Source organism: Enhygromyxa salina, assembly GCF_002994615.1.
In the GTDB taxonomy this organism is placed as follows: Bacteria; Myxococcota_A; Polyangia; order Nannocystales; family Nannocystaceae; genus Plesiocystis; species Plesiocystis salina_A.
On the sequence record NZ_PVNK01000307.1, the window covers coordinates 1 to 16,613 of the forward strand.

The window sequence follows — 16,613 nt, forward strand, 5'->3', positions numbered from 1 at the left end:
GCGCCGCCTCGCTTGGCCTGTTCACCGAGGGCTTTGTCGCCAAAACTTGCAGTACGCCCGGTACAGCGGCGTTTTGGCTTCGCGCCCTCGGCGAACATTCCGGCGCGAGGCGACACGATGCATTGCACCCCGGGCTGCTAGGAGCCTCGCAGATGGGCGTCGAGAAAGTTCTTCATCGCTTCGTCCGCCTTGATGGCGTTTTCGCGCTTGGCGAAGCCGTGCCCCTCGTCGTCGAAGATGACGTACTCGACGGGGACGCCCTTTTTCTTGACGGCCTCGACGATTTCGTCGCTTTCGGCCCGAAGTACGCGCGGGTCGTTCGCGCCCTGGATGACCAGCAGGGGCTTGGTGATCTTGTCGGCGTGAAGCAGGGGCGAGTGAGCCTCGAGGCGTTCACGGTCGGCCTTGGGGTCGCCGATTTCTGCGTAGAGAGAGGCGCGGAAGGCGTCCCACCACGGGGGGATGCTCTCCAGGGTTCGGATCCAATTGGCGACGCCGAAGATGTCGATGCCCACCTTGAACTCGTCGGGGCGGAAGGCGAGGGCGGCGAGGGTCATGTAGCCCCCGTAGCTGCCACCCATGATGCCGATGGAGTCGGTGTCGACCCAGTCGAGACCCTGAAGGTAGGCCTTGGCCGCGACGCAGTCGTCGAGGTCGGCGTCGCCGTGCTTGCGGTCGTCGAGGTGGTAGAAGGTTTTTCCGTAGCCCGAGGAGCCGCGGTTGTTGACGGCGAAGATGGCGTAGCCCTGATTGACCAGATACTGGATGGTGGGGCGGTAAGCGGCCCAGGTCTGGCCGCCGGGGCCGCCATGGATCCAGAGCATCACGGGCACCTTGTTCTCGGCGCTGGCCTCGCGGGGCTTCCACAGGATGCTCGGCACCTGAACGCCGTCGTAGCTCTCAAAGCGCAGCACCTCGGCATTGACGAGTTGTTCGGCGTCGATCTGCGGATTGAGGGTGTCGCTGAGTTGTTTGAGGGTCTTGGCCTCGAGATCGTACAAGTACAGGTCCGTGGGCGTACGGTCGGTCGACATGTGCAGCACGAGCTTGGTCTCCGAAGGCGAGAAGCTCGCCTCTTCGATGTTGCCGGGCGGCAGTCCGGGGATGTCCACGGTCTCGCCGGAGGCGCGCTCGGTGATGGTCAGCTTGCCGCGCGCGTCCTGGTTGACGAGGGAGACGCGGTACTTGTCGTGCTCGGAGTCCTTGAAGAAGAGCACGTCCCAGTCGGCTTTGAGGACCTCGGCGTGGGTCTTCTTGGCGATGTCATAGGCCCAGAACTGGTCCCATTCGCTGTGTTCGTTGGTTGAGTAGTACAGGGTCTTGCCGTCACGTGAGAAGTGGCTGGCGCGGAGTTCGACCTTGCCCGCGTGCTCGGTGATCAGCACCTGCTTGGGCTTCTTCTTGTGCAGGTCGATGAGGTAGATGTTCGAATCTGCGTTGTCGACCAGCTTGTCGACCGCGAGCCAACGAAGGTTGGGGTCGATGGCCGCGGGCAGCACCCCGCCTTCGTTCTTGAAGATCATCTTTCGCTCGAGCGTCTTGGCGTCATACAGGTAGATGTCGAAGCTCTTGGGGTCGCGTTCGTTCGAGCTGACGAAGAAGCCCGACTTGTCCGCGGTCCAATTTCCGAAGTCTGCGCGGAAGCCCTCACCCGGGGTGATGTCGATCGCCTCCTTGCCTTTCTCGCCAACAAAAAGGTGGTTGAGTTCATCGCCGCCGCCATCGGCTGCGAATAAGAAACGCTCGTCCTTCGGGAAATAGCTCACTGCGTACTTGCTAACCTCGTCGCCCGTGGTCAGCGGGACGAGTTCGCCGCCCGCCAACGGTTGCTCATAGACGTTGGGGACGCCCGTATGGTCCGACATGACCAAGAGCTTGGTCTCGTCGGGCGAGAAGGAGGACCCGCGCACGCGCGTGGTCTCGTGAAATTGCTTGGCCGAGTAGCGCGGGTAGGGGTGGGGGGCGGCTGTCGACTCGTCGCCCGAGTCTGGTGAGGCATCGGGGGTGGTTGTGGGCGCCTGTTGTTCGCAGGCGGCGAGTGATAGAGCGAGGACGAGGGGGACGAGGGAGCGCATGCCGCAGTCTTACCAGAAGCCTGCTGAGCTCTGCCCGGTCACGGTCACGGTCCGGCGCACGGGACGCTCCGCGGTGAGGACCCGCGACGGAGGCGATTAGCCCTCCTCGCTGGCTCCGGCGGCCTCGAGCACCGCGGCCGTGGCCCCGAGCCCGTCCTCGCGGGCGATCGCCAGCGCGTGCTTGGGATTGTCTTCGTCCGTCGCGTCGGCAGACCAGCCCGCGTCGAGCAAGGCTTGGACAATCTGTGCGGTCTCCTCGTCGCTACCCGGTTGCGCCGTGAGGACCTTGCGCTGAATCACGGCCAAGGTGTCGCCGCAGTTGCCTGGCGTGGCCCCGAGCTCGAGCGCCTTGTTGACGTACTCGAGGCTCACGTCCGACGTCAGCACGCAGCTGCGATGCTCGCTGGTCTCGTCTTTGAAGTTCGCGCCGGCGCCGATGATCGTGTCGAGTAGATCGTGGCGGTCCCACTGGGCCGTCCGGTCGAGGCAGCGATCGAGGGCCTCCGGGGTGGCGCCGTCGAGCTCGTCCTCGACGTCCTCGATCGAGCCGACGTCGGTGCAGTAGTAGGCGAGCATACTGCCGTAGGTCATGGTCAGGGCCATCACCTGGAGCCCGCGACCGACCATGAGCAGCAAAGCGAGCGCGCCGACGAGGATCCCGACGCGGAGGGCGGGCTTGCCCTTGGCGTCGCGGAACATGTTGGCGACCTTGCTCCCGAACAAGCTCAGCCCGATGAGCAAGATGGAGCCGGCGGCTAGGCCCCCGACCTCCTCCCAGTGGCTGGGCAGGGGGGTGCCGGGCGAGCCGCGGGTGGCGAGCGCGAGGTTGAGGTCGAAGGCCGTGTTCACGGCGCTGAGGACAGTGACGCCGAGGCAGGCGAGGCCCACGAGCAGCCAAAAGCCCGCGAACATCCCCATTTTACGCTTGGTCTCGCCCGGTCCCGTGTCCGTGTCCGTGTCCGACATTGCGCGAGGCTAGCGCTGTGCACCCGGACCAAGCAAGCGCCGTGGAGCCGGAGCCTCGAGCCACCAGCGAGAGACCGGACACCAGCGAGCAGAGAGACCGGACGGAGAGTCCTCATTTTGGTCTTTAGATCAGTCACCAGCGAAGAGAGACCGGACGGAGAGTCCTCATTTTGGTCTTTAGATCAGTCACCAGCGAAGTGGCCCGCCCACGGGCCACGGAAGAAGAGACCGGCGAGAGACCGGACGGAGAGTCTTCATTTTGGTCTTTAGATCAGTCACCGGAGAGACCCAAGAGACAGAGACCGGAGAGAGACCGGACGGAGAGTCCTCATTTTGGTCTTTAGATCAGTCACCAGCGAAGTGGCCCGCCCACGGGCCACGGAAGAAACCCTGCAGACCGGACGAGAGACCGGACGGAGAGTCTTCATTTTGGTCTTTAGATCAGTCACCAGCGAAGTGGCCCGCCCACGGGCCACGGGGAGAGACCGGACGGCGGAGAGACCGGACGGAGAGTCCTCATTTTGGTCTCTAGATCAGTCACCAGCGAAGTGGCCCGCCCACGGGCCACGGAAGAGAGACCGAGAGACCGGACGGAGAGTCTTCATTTTGGTCTTTAGATCAGTCACCAGCGAAGTGGCCCGCCCACGGGCCACGGAAGAAACCCTGCAACACAGCCGCCGGCGGGCCGACATCCTCGCGTGGCCCTCTCCCCCGCGAAAAAAGAAGCCAGCGCTGACCGCCGTGTAGCGAACCGGGCCCGCGCCGAGACGCGACCTCACGCGCGAGTCCGCGCTCGGCCGATTCTTCCCAACTGCAGCTACAAGGTCACCAGGCGGTGTCTCGAGCGCCGCTTGTTCTTGGCCCCCGGCTTGCATCCCGCGGAACTCGTCAACTTCATCGGCTACTGCCTCGCGTATACCGCGGAGAAGTACGGCATCCAAATCCACGCCGCGGTCATGATGTCGAATCACTACCACGTCGACCTCACGGATACGCGGGGTGAGCTCGTGGAGTGGAAGCGACTGTTCAACAGCTTGTTGGCCCGCGGGATCAACGCTCGCCGTGGCCGCTTCGACACGATGTGGTCCGGGGACGGGCCCTGTGACACGCAGCGGCCGACCGACGACGAGACCCTGATGGATATGGTCTATACCATCACGAACCCGGTGACGGCTGGGCTCGTGAAGTGGGGGCGGCTCTGGCCAGGATTCACGACGGAAGACTGGCGGTTCGGGGAGACGCGGACATACAAGCGGCCAGAGGGCTTCTTCGACACTGACGGCGAGATGCCCGACGAGGTGTCGCTGACCTTGGCGCGTCCGCCGATCTTCCACGAACTCGATGACGATGCGCTCTACGAGAAGCTGGTGGCGGCGGTGCGCGCGAAGGAGATTTCGGTGCAGGTCGAGTTTCGTGCCAAAGGTCGCCGGTTTATGGGTCTGCGCAAGCTCGCTCGGCAGGACTGGAACCGGTCTGCGGTGAGCTTCGAGGAGCGCTTCAGGGTGACGCCGAAGGTCGCCGCGTCGTCGCAGTGGCGGCGGTTGGCGCAGCTGCAGCGTGACCGCAAGTGGGAGGCGGAGTATGCGGCGGCGCGTGAACTGTGGCGAGCCGGGAAGCCGGCGGTGTTTCCGGCGGGGACGTACTGGTTGGCTCGGTTCGCGGGAGTCACCGTGGCCCAGCATCGGCCTTCGTGAGCCCGAGGCATTGGTCGCGGCGGGGTCGTTCGAAGGCGATCCCGCGGAACGGCAATTGTGTCGAGGCCACGGGGTGGTGCTTGGGTGGGTACATGGTCGGGAAATTGGTCAATCAGGACCGCAAGAGGGCGTGAATTAGCGACTCGTCCTCGGTGGTGGAGAGAGTCGGGCGTCGCGCCGGGCAGCTTTCCCGCAGAGACTCCCCGTCCGGTATTCTTGGCAATTGGCAGCTTTCCCGCAGAGACTCCCCGTCCGGTATTCTGGTTCGCGTCGGTGGTGGAGAGAGTCGGGCGTCGCGCCGGGCAGCTTTCCCGCAGAGACTCCCCGTCCGGTATTCTCTTCCGGTATTCTTGCGCCCCCGTCCGGTATTCTTTCCCGTGTTTTCTCCGCCCTCAGCCCTGCGGCCCGCAGGTCGCGCTTTGGATGCCCCACCCGGTCATGTCCGAGTAGGTATACGGCCCAACCAACTGACTATAAGTATCAATCTCCAACGTATCCGGATTAAACCGAAACGCAGTATTACTCGCCATCGAGGTCGACCAGATCATCCCGTTGAGGTCCACGCTCATCCCCCGGCAGGTGCTGCTCTGGCAGCCAAGATCGAAGGGCTCGCTGACCTCCATGGTCTCCATGTCGATGTAGACCAACCCACCCGTGCCCAAGTTCTGCCCGTCGTACTGCCAGTAGTTCATCCACATGCGCCCGTCGGCGTCCTCCTGGATGCCCGAGAGGCTGTGGACGACATGGTTGTTGGCGTAGGACCAGGTCTCGGTGTCGACGTCGAACTTGGCCGCGCTGGCCTGCTGGCTCGCGGACCACGAGGCGACCCACGGGTTGCCGTCGTGGTCGACGGTCATGCCGTAGGGCGTGATCGGCATGTTCCAGACCTGGGTCTCGGCGGTCTCGCGGTCGACGAAGCCGAGGCGATCGTTCCCGGGCACGAGGTTGGTGAACCAAAAGTCGCCCTCGGCGTTGACCGCCCCGCCGTAAGGCGAGAGCGAGGAGCACTCGAAGCCCGGCACATCGACGGTAAACTCGATCTCCCCGGTGTCGCCGTCGATCAGGCTGACCTTGACGACCGCGTCTTGGCCGGGCTTGCAGCCGGCCGTCCACAGCTGCTCGTCCGTATACAGGCAGGTGCCCTGGTTGAGGATCCCCGGGGCCCAGGCGACGGGCCGCTGGGTCGTGTAGTCGAAGGGCACGAACCAGTCGATGCAGTCGTCTTCGCCCCACGGCAGGTAGTTGAGGTCGTTCGAGGTCTGGAGCCCGGGCACGCCGTTCTTGTTGGGGTCGCAGTCCTCGTGCTGCGAGAACACCTTGACCACGCCGCCGTTGCGGTTGGCGACCGCGACCGCGCGGCCAGACAGCGCGACCGAGGTCCGCGAGGGGCTGCCGGCTCCGTCGGCGCGGGTCAAGTACCGGCCCTCCTCCTCCATCGTCTCGGTGTTGAGCTTGGTGACGGTGCTCTGGGTGCTGTTGGCGATCCAGATGTAGGAGAAGTCGAGGGTTGTGCCGCACTGGCAGTCGATCTCGCCGTCGGGGATGCTGTGGATGTCGAACTTCGGCCCGTCCTCACCGCTGTCGGCGTCGCCGTCTCCCTCGTTGGTGTCGGTGTCGCCGTCCCCGGGGTCGCCGTCGCCGTCGCCCGTGTCGGTGTTGGAGGTCGGGCCGCCGGAGTTGGAGTTGGTGTCGGTGTTGCCGTCGCCGGTCCCATCTTCGCTGTTGGTCGCGCTGATTCCGGTCGCGTTGGCGGTGTCGGTGCCGTCGGCGCTGCCACCTTCACCGCAGCCGCTGACCGACAACGCCCCGACAGCAAGACACGCGCTCAGACTCGATACGATGCGACGGCTCATGGCCCGACCTTAGCAAAGCTCGGCGCGCACTCGCCAGTGGGGAGTTTGCCCCCTCGCAGGGTTGGGCTAGACGCCCACTCGCGGAGCCCGGGCGAGGGTCTCAGCCGTCGTCCTTGGGCGGCGTGAGGGTGTTGAGGATCGTCGAGGCGACCTGATTGCGCCGCTCGATGTGCTCGGCCATCGCCTCGACCTCGCTCGCGAGCGCGTCGACGAGCGCGGCGATCTGATCGACGGCCGCGTGACGGATCGCGCGCGGGGCCTCGATCAGCGGGACGACCCGCCCGGGCTGCTCGTCGTCGACCCGGCGGCCCTCGAACACCTTGAGGGTCTTGACGCCGAGATGAAACTCGCTGCTCCCGCTCGAGTCGCCGAGCGTGGGCGCCATGCGCAGGAAGCCGAGGTAGCTGACCTCGATCACGCGCTTGCCGTCACGGTCGTGGTGGACGGTCTCGGAGATCGGGCGCGGGAGCTGATACTCGAAGCCCAGCATCAGGCGCCCGAGCGCGCGATCGATCTCGACGAGCGAGCGGTCGAGGCGATCGGAGCCGTCGTTGAGCCGGCGCGCGACCTGTTCGAGGCGAAAGAGCTGTTCGGTGACGCCCATCCCTCCCAGGATAGCGCCAAGTCCGGTCCTCGGGAGCATTGATCCCGGGCTGCTAGCAGCCCGACGGCAGCTTGCTGCTCTACGACAACGGCGTCGGCAACCCCGATGTGGCCGCGGCCGCCGTCCACTCCCGCACGATTCGCTACACGCCCGACTTCGACGCCATGACCGCGACGCAGGCGTGGGCCGACGATGATCCGCAGCTTCGCTCGCCGGTCGCCGGCGACGCGGATCGGAGCGCGGGCGGGCACGTGCTGCGCCTCGACTCGACCTGGGTCGACGCCGACAACCCCGCGGCGGGTGCTCGGCTGCGCGAGCTCGACCCCGCGCGCAGCCCCAACGCGGTCTGGACCCTGTACATGCCGCCGGGCAAGTTCAGCCATCGGGCCGCGCCGATCTCACGCTTCGTCGGCGTACCCGAGTGAGGCGCCGCGAGGACCTCTCTCGTCTCCAACCGTCGGGGGCTGTTGGGCGAGGCCCAGGAGGCTGTCATTGTGGGTCCGGGAAGCAGTCGATCATGACCTCTCCGCTCGCCTGTCCCCAGTCGAGGTTGGTCGGCAAAAAGTTGACGTCGAGGGGGGTTGGCGATCGAGTTGATGTTGTCGATGGCCTGCTGATCGATGCCGCCGTCGAAGTACTCGGAGACGAGGTAGAGGCCGCCGCCTTGCTGGGTCACAAAGTCGACATAGGTGCCTGACTCGCTCGGACTCAGGGCAGCGCCTCCGAAGCGCACCGGACAGTAGTTGCCGCCTGTGTCGCCATCTCCGGTCGTGTCGCCGTCGCCGTCGCCATCCCCTGTGTCGGAGCTCGTGCCCGCTTCGGCCTCGTCCGGTCGGCGTCGTCTCCGATCTCCGTGCCGCCATCATCAGTCGCGTCGGTGTCGGCGGGCGAGTCGTCAGTGCACGCGAGCGCGGGGGGGAGAGCGAGGGAAAGGGCAAGGGGAGAGAAGATTCGGGGGCCATGGCAAGGCCGAGTTTACAGTCGTCACAATTTCGGCCTTCACTGCGCGGTGTGCGTTATCGCGCGTCGCTGAGGACATGGTGTACGTTGGTCGCCGTGCACCGCCGATATCTGCTTGGCCTGGGTCTGACCTCATCGTTGCTCGCGCTCGGGTGCAGTGACGATGTCGGGGGGTCGTTTGCGACGGCGGCCGACGCCACGGCCAGCGCCGACAATGGCGGCACCACGCAAGACGGCGAGAGCGGCGAGACCCGGGGCGACGAGTCTCCAGGCGACGGGGACGGGGACTCGGGCGATGGCGATGGCGACGGCGACCCCGGGGACGGGGACGGGGACGATGACGATGGGCAGACCAAGTTCGATCTCAACCAGCCCGACTCTGAAGACGGCGACCCCCCTGATCTGTGCAAGGTCAACGAAGAGGGCGACGGCATGACCCCGTGCGAGATGCAGGCCCCGCCCGACGCCTTCGTGCCCGAGTCCGAGTGGCAGTGGCAAGGCGACGGCGAGTACACCGACATCATCGTCACGCCGCTGGTCGCCAACCTCACCGACGACAACGAGGACGGCGAGATCGACCTGTGCGACATCCCTGACGTCGTCGTCGTCGTCAACACCGGCGTGTGCAGCTCGGCGCGGGTCTACGTGCTCGACGGCGCGACCGGCAACGTCCACTACATGATCCCGGGCCCCTTCGCCCGGGCGAGCACCCCGGCGATCGGAGACATCGACGACGACGGCCTGCCCGAGATCATCGTCCAAAGCGGCGCGGGCTCGTGCGCGGGCGAGGGGCTCGCCGCCTTCGAGCACGACGGGACCCCCAAGTGGCAAAACAACGGGCTCGGGCTCGGGGGCGAGCACGCCGTCGCCCTCGCCGACCTCGACAACGACGGCGACGTCGAGATCATGATCAACCACCTCGTCGTCGACCACGAGGGCCAGCTGGTGTTCGCGGCTGGCGACACGGCCGGGGTCGAGTTTCGCTGGACGACGACGACCGCGGCCGACCTCGACGGCGACAATGACCTCGAGGTCATCCTCGGTCGCAGCGCGTGGCACGACGACGGCAGCCCCTACTACTTCGACAACTCGCTGAGCGCGGGCCAGCCGGCGGTCGGCAACATCGACGATGATCCCGAGCCCGAGATCATCGTCGTGCACAAAAACGGGTTTTCGATCCTCGAGCACGACGGCAGCCAGAAGATCGTCAACCAGAACCCGACCGGCGACGGCGACTACCGCCGGCCCGCGACGATCCACGATCTCGACGGCGACGACCTGTCCGAGTTCGCGCTGAGCTCGAGCAACCACTACACCGCCTTCGAGGGCGACCTGACCCAGCTGTGGAGCAACAACGTGGCGGATCTGAGCGGCCTCGCGTCGGGCACCGCGTTCGACTTCTTGGGCGACAGCGTGGCCGAGGCGATCTACGGCGACGAGTCGAAGCTGTGGGTGTTCGACGGCCAGACCGGCGCCGAGCTGCTCCAGGCCCCGCGCGGGAGCATCACGATCGTCGAGTACCCGGTCGTGTCCGACGTCGACAACGACGGCTCGGCCGAGATCATCGTGGTCAGCAACCACGCCAACAACGAGCCGGCGGTTCAGGTGTTCGGCGAGGCCGAAGATCGCTGGATTCAGGCCCGGCGGATCTGGAATCAGCACACCTATCACGTGACCAACGTGCGCGAGGACGGGACCATCCCCCAGGTCGAGGACCACCACTGGGAGCTGCTCAACACCTTTCGGACCAACGCCCAGATCGAGGGTGGGGCGGTCTGTGATCCCGTTGGCTGAGCCCGTTCACATGGCCGAGCCCTACCGACTCATCGCCGCCGAGGTCTCGCTCTACAGCGGCAAGGCCCGGGCCTATCTGCGCTACAAGCAGCTGCCCTTCGAAGAGCTGTTTGCGAGCCGCAAGGTCCTCCAGACCATCGTCCGACCCAAGACCGGGCTGACGATGATCCCCGTGCTCTTGACCCCCGCGGGCGACGCGGTCCAGGACACGACCGCGATCATCGACTACCTCGAGGCCCGGCACCCCGAGCGCTCCGTGTACCCCGACACGCCCGTGCTGCGCCTCGCGAGCTTGCTGCTCGAGCTCTACGGCGATGAGTGGCTGGTCATGCCCGCGATGCACTACCGCTGGCACTACAAGCGCGCGAACATGGGCCTGATCCTGAGCGAGTTCGGCGAGATCGTCGCGCCGCGGCTGCCCAAGCTCCTGCGCCCGCTGGCCGGGCTCCCGATCGCGACCTACTTCGGGGGCAACTACGGGCGCGCGCTGGGCATCAACGCCGACAACCGCGACGCGATCGAGCGGTCCTATGAGGCCTTCTTGGTCGACTTCGACGCGCACCTAGGCGAGCACCCCTTCTTGCTCGGCGCGCGCCCGAGCGTGGGCGACTTCGGGTTCATGGGGCCGCTCTACGCCCACCTCTACCGCGATCCGGCGCCGGGTGAGCTGATGCGGCGGCTCGCGCCGCGCGTGGCTGGCTGGGTCGAGCGCATGAACGCGCCCGCTCCGGGCGGGGCTCCGGGCGGGGGGGCGGTCGGCTTCGTCGGCTCCGACGAGCCTCCGCGGAGCCTCGATCCGATCTTTCGCCGCTTGTTCACCGAGCACTGGCCCGTCGTCGCCGACACGATCGCGGCCGTCGATCGCTGGGTCCGGGCGCATCCCGACAAGCCTCGCATCTCGCGCTTCGTCGGTGAGCATCGCTTCACGATCGAAGGCGCGACCACGACCCGCTGGATCCAGTCGTTCACCCAGTGGATGGCGCAGCGGCCCCTCGACGCTTACGAGGCCCTGGCGCCCGAAGATCGGGTGCGGGCGAATCGCTGGTTGGCGCGCGTCGGCGGCTCAGGGAAGCTGGCTGTGCGACCGCCGACCCGGGTCGAGCGAGTCGACAATCGCCTGGTCCCGGCCTGAGCGGCGCGGGGGTTGCTCGAGGCGCGCTGTCGCCACGACGAATTGCTTGGGGCAGCGCAAGTGCGCGCAGCTGGGGGGCGCGCTCGGGCGCTTGCGCCCTGGCGCAGATCCTCCGAAGCTCCCTCGAATGCGCGCCCCCAATTCTTTGCTGCTGCTCCTGGCGTTGACGGTGCCCGCGTGCTTCTCCGACCCCTTGCTCGTCGACGGCGGTGAGGGCGGTGAGACCGGCGCGCTGTGTGACGGGGAGCTCGACGAGTGCGGCGTCTGCAACGGCCCCGGCGGTCCCTGCTTCGGATGCACGGTGCCCCAGGCCAGCAACTATGACGAGCTGGCGATGGTCGACGACGGCACCTGCAGCTGCACGGCGGCGGGCAACCCCGTCGCCGACCAGGCCCAGCTCGAGTCCGACGGCGGCGCGGGCGGGCTCGAGGAGTGGCAGTCGTTCACGCCCGCGATCGGCGGTGGGCTCGCGCGGGTGAGCCTGGAGGTCGGCTCACCGCTCGACCCCGAGCCCTCGCCGGGGACCCTTGCGATCCACGCGGGCGAGGGCCCGGCGGGCACGATGCTCGGCAGCGTCGAGGTCGTGCTGCAGCCGGGCTTCCCGAGCATGCAGACCTTCGAGCTCCCCAACCCGATCCCGCTCGCGGCCGAGGAGGTCTACACGATCCGGCTGACGGTCCCCGAGCAGACCAGCGGCTACGTCAAGTTTCAGTCGGGTGATCCCTACAGCCGGGGCCAATCCGCAGATCCGAGCCAGGACATGGTGTTTCGCACGGAGATGGTCGCGTGCACGCCTGACCCCTGAGCGCATCAGGTCGGGTAGTCGATGACCCAGCGCGTGTCGACTGGCGGATCCTGCCATTGATCCACGCGCCCGTCGGGCCAGATCACGCGGACCCAAACCGGGACCGCGTGGCCGAGGCCGAAGTGCAGGACCAGGCTCGAGCCGGCGCCGAGGCTCGAGCCGGCGATGACCTCGCGTAGCTGCGTGCGGCCTCGATCGTCGTGAACGTACACGCGCGCGCCGATCGCCTCAGGGCTGATGGGCGCGTCCGAGCTGTCGGCGCGCAGCTCGATGCTCAGGTGGTGGCGATCGGCCTGAAACTCACCGCTGCGGTTGCGGTAGAGCGCGTAGCGATCGCCGCTGTTGCCGACCAGCAGATCGACCCAGCCGTCGGCGTCGTGATCGGCGATCGCGAGGCCGAAGGACATGCGCGGATCCGCGGCGCCGCCGACCTCGTCGACGACGGCGAAGCTGCCGTTTGCGAGGTTGCGCAGCAACATGTTGTGCTGCTGCGGGCCGGGGTCTTGTTTGCCGAGCGCGACGTAGAGGTCGAGCCAGCCGTCGTTGTCGTAGTCGAGGAATTGCGCGCCCCAACCGACCTCGCCCCAGCCGAGGGTGTCGACCTGTGTGCCCGCCTCGGCGGCGATCTCGAGAAATTCTGGCTGGCCCTGGGCGGTCTGGTTTTGGAGCAGCGCCATGTCGCCGATGCTGGTCACGAACAGGTCTTGATCGCCGTCGCTGTCGTAGTCGCCGACCGCGAGGCCCATGCTGTACAGCTCGACGCCGGCGCCCGAGCTCGCGGACACGTCGGTCAGGCACCAGCCGCCGCAGCCGGGCCCGTCGTTGCGCCACAAGACGTTGCCGACCTGCTTGTCGTTGGCGACGTAGAGGTCGACGTCGCCGTCGAGGTCGTAGTCGAAGAAGCTGGCCGAGAACGAGGGCCGCGAGCGGGTGTCGAGCTCGAGCAGGTGCGACACGTCTTCGAAGCTGCCGTCGCCGCGGTTGTGATAGACGGGGTCGGGCGACGCGATGTCGTTGTTGGTCACGTAGAGGTCGAGGTGACCGTCGCCGTCGAGATCGCCGAAGGCCGCGGTCTCGCCGACGCCGGGATCGCCGACCCCGGCGGCCTCGCTCACGTCGACGAAGCCCTCGCCCTCGAGGTTGCGCAGCAGCGTGTTCGGCCCCATCGCGGTGATGTAGAGGTCGGGCCAGCCGTCATTGTCGTAGTCGGCGAATACGGCTCCAGCGCTGATCTGGTCGGGCAGGGCGATGTCTTCGGCCCAGCTCGGGGTCGTGAACTGGCCGCCCGGGCCACCCATGAACACCCGGTTGTTTGCGAGCTGGGTGGTCAGGACCAGATCGAGGAAGCCGTCGCGGTCGATGTCGGCCCAGGCCTGGCCGGGCATCGAGAAGTGGTGGGCGTTGGCGTTGTGGACGAGGTCGACGCCGAGTTCGACGGCCGACTCGTAAAAGGGCAGCTGCGGGTCAGCGTCGCCGGGGATGTCTGTGTTCGCGGCGCCCGAGTCACCCGCGCCGTCACCCGCTTCGCCGCCCTCGTCGGCCCAGGTGTCGGCGCTCGAGCCCGAGCCCGAGCCCTCGGATGCGCTGCTGTGACCGGGCGTCGAGCCGAGCCCCGCACCCAGCGAAGGACCCTCGCCGCAGGCGACGGTCAGCAGCGCGATACCCAGCCAGGGGCGCATGAGTGGCACCCTAGCAGCCCGGGGTGCAATGCCTCGCGGCGCCTCGCTTGGCCTTTTCGCCGAGGGCTTTGTCGCCAAAACTTGCAGTACGCCCGGTACAGCGGCGTTTTGGCTTCGCGCCCTCGGCGAAAATTCCGGCGCGAGGCGACACGATGCATTGCACCCCGGGCTGCTAGCACGGGTCGAGACGGCTCCATGGCGCTTACACCAGCGGTGGCGAGTGCGTATCATGGCGCTGGTCCGATGCACCGCTCGACCCCGCTCGCTCTGACCTCGACCCCGGTGTTCGCGCTGCGGATTGGCGGTGTCGCGTGAGCGCTTCGGGCAGCTCCGGCGCCCGCGCGATCATGGGCGTCGCTGCGCTCGGGCTGATCCTCGTGGTCGCGACCTTGCTGTGGTTTGCTGGCGAAGGATCGGACGCGGCGGATCGGTCTGGCGATCACGGCGACTCGAGCGGTGAGTTGGACCGCGCGGCTCGCTCGACGGCGCCGACCGGTCGCCACGTGGACGCCGCGAACTCGATCCGCTCGAGCGGAGCCAACACGGCGCACGAGGCCCAGCCAGCCCAGCTCTCGGCCGACTCCAGCGTCCACGGCGCGCTCGAGGGCAGGGTCGTCGACTGGGGCACCCGCGTGGGTGTGGCCGGGGCTGAGCTCAGCTTCGTTCAAGGTGGCGTCACCCACGAGACGGTGACCGGCTCCGATGGTCGCTATCGCTTCGACGCGCCCGCGGCCGGGGCGTGGTCGCTGGCGATGGTCACGGCCGAGGGCTATCTGCCCTACGCGCCAGAGCTCGGCCGCGGCAGCGTGGTCTGGGTGCCGAGCCCCGGCCACAAGCTCGAGCGCGCGGATCTGTTCTTGTTTCCGAGCGTCGACTACGTCGGCACGGTCGTCGACGCCCAGGGCCACGCGGTCGCCGACGCCGAGGTCGAGCTGTTTGGAGCCGACAGCGGCGAGCGGGCGCTGGTCGGGATCGAGTCGAGCTTTCGGACCGATAGCGACGGCCGGTTCGAGTTTCACGCGCCGGACTTCGCCCTGCTCGAGGCTCGCCACCCCGATCACCCGCCCGGTCGCGCGCGCGTCGACGGGCCCGCGCAGATCAGCCGGACCCTGACGATCACCATGGGCGGCGCCCCGGCCGGGAGCGCCGAGGTCATCCGTGGGCGCGTGGTCGACGGGAGCGGCAAGCCGCTGGCCGGGGTCGAGGTCGTGGGCCTGGTCGCGATGCGGGGCGAAGGCGCGAGCGTCGGGCGCTCACCCGCGACCGTCAGTGAGTCCGACGGCAGCTTCGTGCTCGCGCCCCTCGACGAGCTGCCCTACGTCGTCCGCGCAAAGTTCAACGCCCGGCCCTCGGTCCAGCGGGGGCCCGTCAAGCCCGGCGCCGAGGTCGAGCTGCGGGTCGAGGATGGCCTCGAGCTCCGCGGCCGCCTCGTCGACGAACATGGCGACGCGATCGTGGCCGGGACCGTCGCGCTGATGCGCGTCGCCGGTCCGCTCCGCCGCGGACGCATCGCCGGGCTCTCGGTCTTCGATCCTGGCGGCGCGTTCAGCTTTGGCGGGCTGAGGCCGGGCAAGTACGAGCTCGAGGCGATCGCCCAGGGCCGGGCGCGGTCCGAGCCCGTGGCTGTCACGCTGCCCCACACGGGCAAGCCGGTCGCGGTCGTGCTCGGTTCGGGCGCCTCGGTCTTTGGTCGGGTCGTCGACGCGCGCAGCGGTGATCCGCTGGCGCGCGCGCAGGTCTCGGTCCGGGGGCTGTCCCGCGATGACTCGGTCCTGCCCTCGCTGAGCTCGACCGTGACCGACGACGAGGGCGAGTTCGAGCTCGGCGGGATCGAGCCGGGCCGGGTCTCGATCGACGTCAAAGCCTTTGAACATGACGGGCGGATCGTCTCGGGCGTCGAGCTCGCCGCGGGCGATCGACAGGGGCCGATCGAGGTCTCGCTCAAGCCCGTCGCCGAGGGGGAGCGACCGCGGACCGAGCTCGCGGGGATCGGCGTGGCGATCGCCCCGTCTAGCGACGCGGTCTACATTCGTCAGGTGATCGAGGGGGGCGGCGCCGAGGCGGCTGGGATCGTCGTGGGCGACTCGATCCTCGCCGTCGACGGCGAGGAGGTGGTCAAGCTCGGGTTCGAGGACGCGATGCAGAGGGTCCGCGGGGAGGTTGGGACGACGGTGAGGCTCGAGCTCAGGCGCAAGGAGGGCGAGGTCGAGTCTCTGACCGTCGAGCGCCGCCTGATCTCCGAAGCGTTTTGATGGTTGATGGTAGATGGTTGATGGTTGGTGGTCCGGTGCGCGGCTGCCGGCGTGGTTCAGCTTCACGCCCGGAGCAGCGCGAGGGTCCGTCGGGCCTCGTCGCGGACCTGCCGGGAGGGGGTGCTCGGTGAGCGGCTCGAGCTGCGCGCAGTCCTCGCTTCGGCCTGAAGCAGGCTGATGAGTTGCTCGGGAACGAGGCCGCCTTGGCCCACGAACTCGATCTGCCCGGACCGCTTTGGCTCGCTGGGGGAGCTCAGACCAGTTGCGCCCGGCGACGCCGCGATCGACAGCGACGTGCGCTCGTCATGGCCGGGGATGCTGCACGCTGACTCGCCGCACCGATCGCGTTCGACGAGTCTCATGCACATTTTGCGGTGCTGGCCTCGTCACCGCGAAGGACCGCCGCCAACTCGAACCCAACGGGACCACGCAGTGATGATCGATGCGTATGCTTTTCTCCATTAACGTCATCTATAGTCGACTGCGGGAGCTCATTGTTTGCCGAGTGTCACGCCATCCATGAACTCGGAACGCGCGGCCGCGTGGGGGCGCGCTTGGGCGCTGACGATGCTGATCTCGCTGACATTGGGTGCTTGTCTGATCAAAAGTAACGATCGTTTTGAGATCGACGCGACCGGGACCGACGAAACCCACGGCGAGGGCGGAGACGCCACAGAGACGACGACCGGCGGAGACGGGGACAGCGATGGGGATGGAGACGGGGATGGGGACGGTGATGGGGACGGGGACGGTGCTGGCGACGGGGTTGGCGACGGGGACGGCGACAGGGACGGGGATG

Annotated in this window: 12 protein-coding genes; 7 read left to right on the forward strand and 5 right to left on the reverse strand. The window is 67.5% G+C overall.

What is annotated here, in order from left to right; genetic code table 11:
• Positions 1–137: 137 nt before the first annotated feature.
• Together ENSA5_RS34645 and ENSA5_RS34650 are read right to left on the reverse strand one after the other, a co-directional pair.
• Entirely contained in the window at positions 138–1,865 is a 1,728-nt protein-coding gene (locus tag ENSA5_RS34645; protein WP_258183113.1) for a S9 family peptidase, read from the reverse strand.
• Positions 1,866–2,171: 306 nt separating this feature from the next.
• Positions 2,172–3,041 carry a hypothetical protein gene (locus ENSA5_RS34650; protein ID WP_146156438.1) on the reverse strand — a complete coding sequence of 290 codons (870 nt, stop codon included), beginning with the start codon at positions 3,039–3,041 and terminating at the stop codon, positions 2,172–2,174.
• Between the two features lie 851 nt (positions 3,042–3,892).
• Here ENSA5_RS34650 and ENSA5_RS34655 point away from each other — a divergent pair.
• A complete protein-coding gene (locus ENSA5_RS34655) occupies positions 3,893–4,735 on the forward strand; it encodes a hypothetical protein (RefSeq protein WP_106396007.1) in 843 nt (280 codons plus the stop codon).
• Between the two features lie 392 nt (positions 4,736–5,127).
• Here the strand turns inward: ENSA5_RS34655 and ENSA5_RS38785 are convergent, their stop codons facing one another.
• Together ENSA5_RS38785 and ENSA5_RS34665 are read right to left on the reverse strand one after the other, a co-directional pair.
• The gene (locus ENSA5_RS38785) at positions 5,128–6,588 is read right to left on the reverse strand and encodes a Vgb family protein (RefSeq protein ID WP_181198466.1); all 1,461 of its coding nucleotides are present in this window, start codon (positions 6,586–6,588) and stop codon (positions 5,128–5,130) included.
• Positions 6,589–6,688: 100 nt separating this feature from the next.
• Entirely contained in the window at positions 6,689–7,192 is a 504-nt protein-coding gene (locus ENSA5_RS34665; RefSeq protein ID WP_106396008.1) for a hypothetical protein, read from the reverse strand.
• Positions 7,193–7,263: 71 nt separating this feature from the next.
• Here ENSA5_RS34665 and ENSA5_RS34670 point away from each other — a divergent pair, with 71 nt between their 5' ends.
• The 4 genes from ENSA5_RS34670 (at position 7,264) to ENSA5_RS34690 (ending at position 11,883) form a co-directional block, all read left to right on the forward strand.
• Complete coding sequence (locus ENSA5_RS34670) at positions 7,264–7,617, forward strand: hypothetical protein (protein ID WP_106396009.1); 354 nt, start codon at positions 7,264–7,266, stop codon at positions 7,615–7,617.
• 631 nt (positions 7,618–8,248) lie between these two features.
• A complete protein-coding gene (locus ENSA5_RS34680; RefSeq protein ID WP_181198467.1) occupies positions 8,249–9,946 on the forward strand; it encodes an FG-GAP repeat domain-containing protein in 1,698 nt (565 codons plus the stop codon).
• A 10-nt stretch (positions 9,947–9,956) separates the two neighbouring features.
• Entirely contained in the window at positions 9,957–11,078 is a 1,122-nt protein-coding gene (locus tag ENSA5_RS34685) for a glutathione S-transferase family protein (protein ID WP_181198468.1), read from the forward strand.
• Positions 11,079–11,205: 127 nt separating this feature from the next.
• Positions 11,206–11,883: a hypothetical protein gene (locus ENSA5_RS34690; protein ID WP_146156439.1), complete on the forward strand. Its 678-nt coding sequence runs from the start codon at positions 11,206–11,208 to the stop codon at positions 11,881–11,883.
• 5 nt (positions 11,884–11,888) lie between these two features.
• Here the strand turns inward: ENSA5_RS34690 and ENSA5_RS34695 are convergent, their stop codons facing one another.
• The gene (locus ENSA5_RS34695; protein ID WP_106396014.1) at positions 11,889–13,562 is read right to left on the reverse strand and encodes a CRTAC1 family protein; all 1,674 of its coding nucleotides are present in this window, start codon (positions 13,560–13,562) and stop codon (positions 11,889–11,891) included.
• Between the two features lie 311 nt (positions 13,563–13,873).
• On the opposite strand from ENSA5_RS34695, the gene ENSA5_RS34700 reads away from it, so the two are divergent.
• Both ENSA5_RS34700 and ENSA5_RS36695 read left to right on the forward strand, forming a co-directional pair.
• A complete protein-coding gene (locus tag ENSA5_RS34700) occupies positions 13,874–15,814 on the forward strand; it encodes a carboxypeptidase regulatory-like domain-containing protein (RefSeq protein ID WP_106396015.1) in 1,941 nt (646 codons plus the stop codon).
• 519 nt (positions 15,815–16,333) lie between these two features.
• The coding region (locus ENSA5_RS36695) for a hypothetical protein (protein ID WP_181198469.1) at positions 16,334–16,613 on the forward strand (280 nt) is incomplete at its 3' end.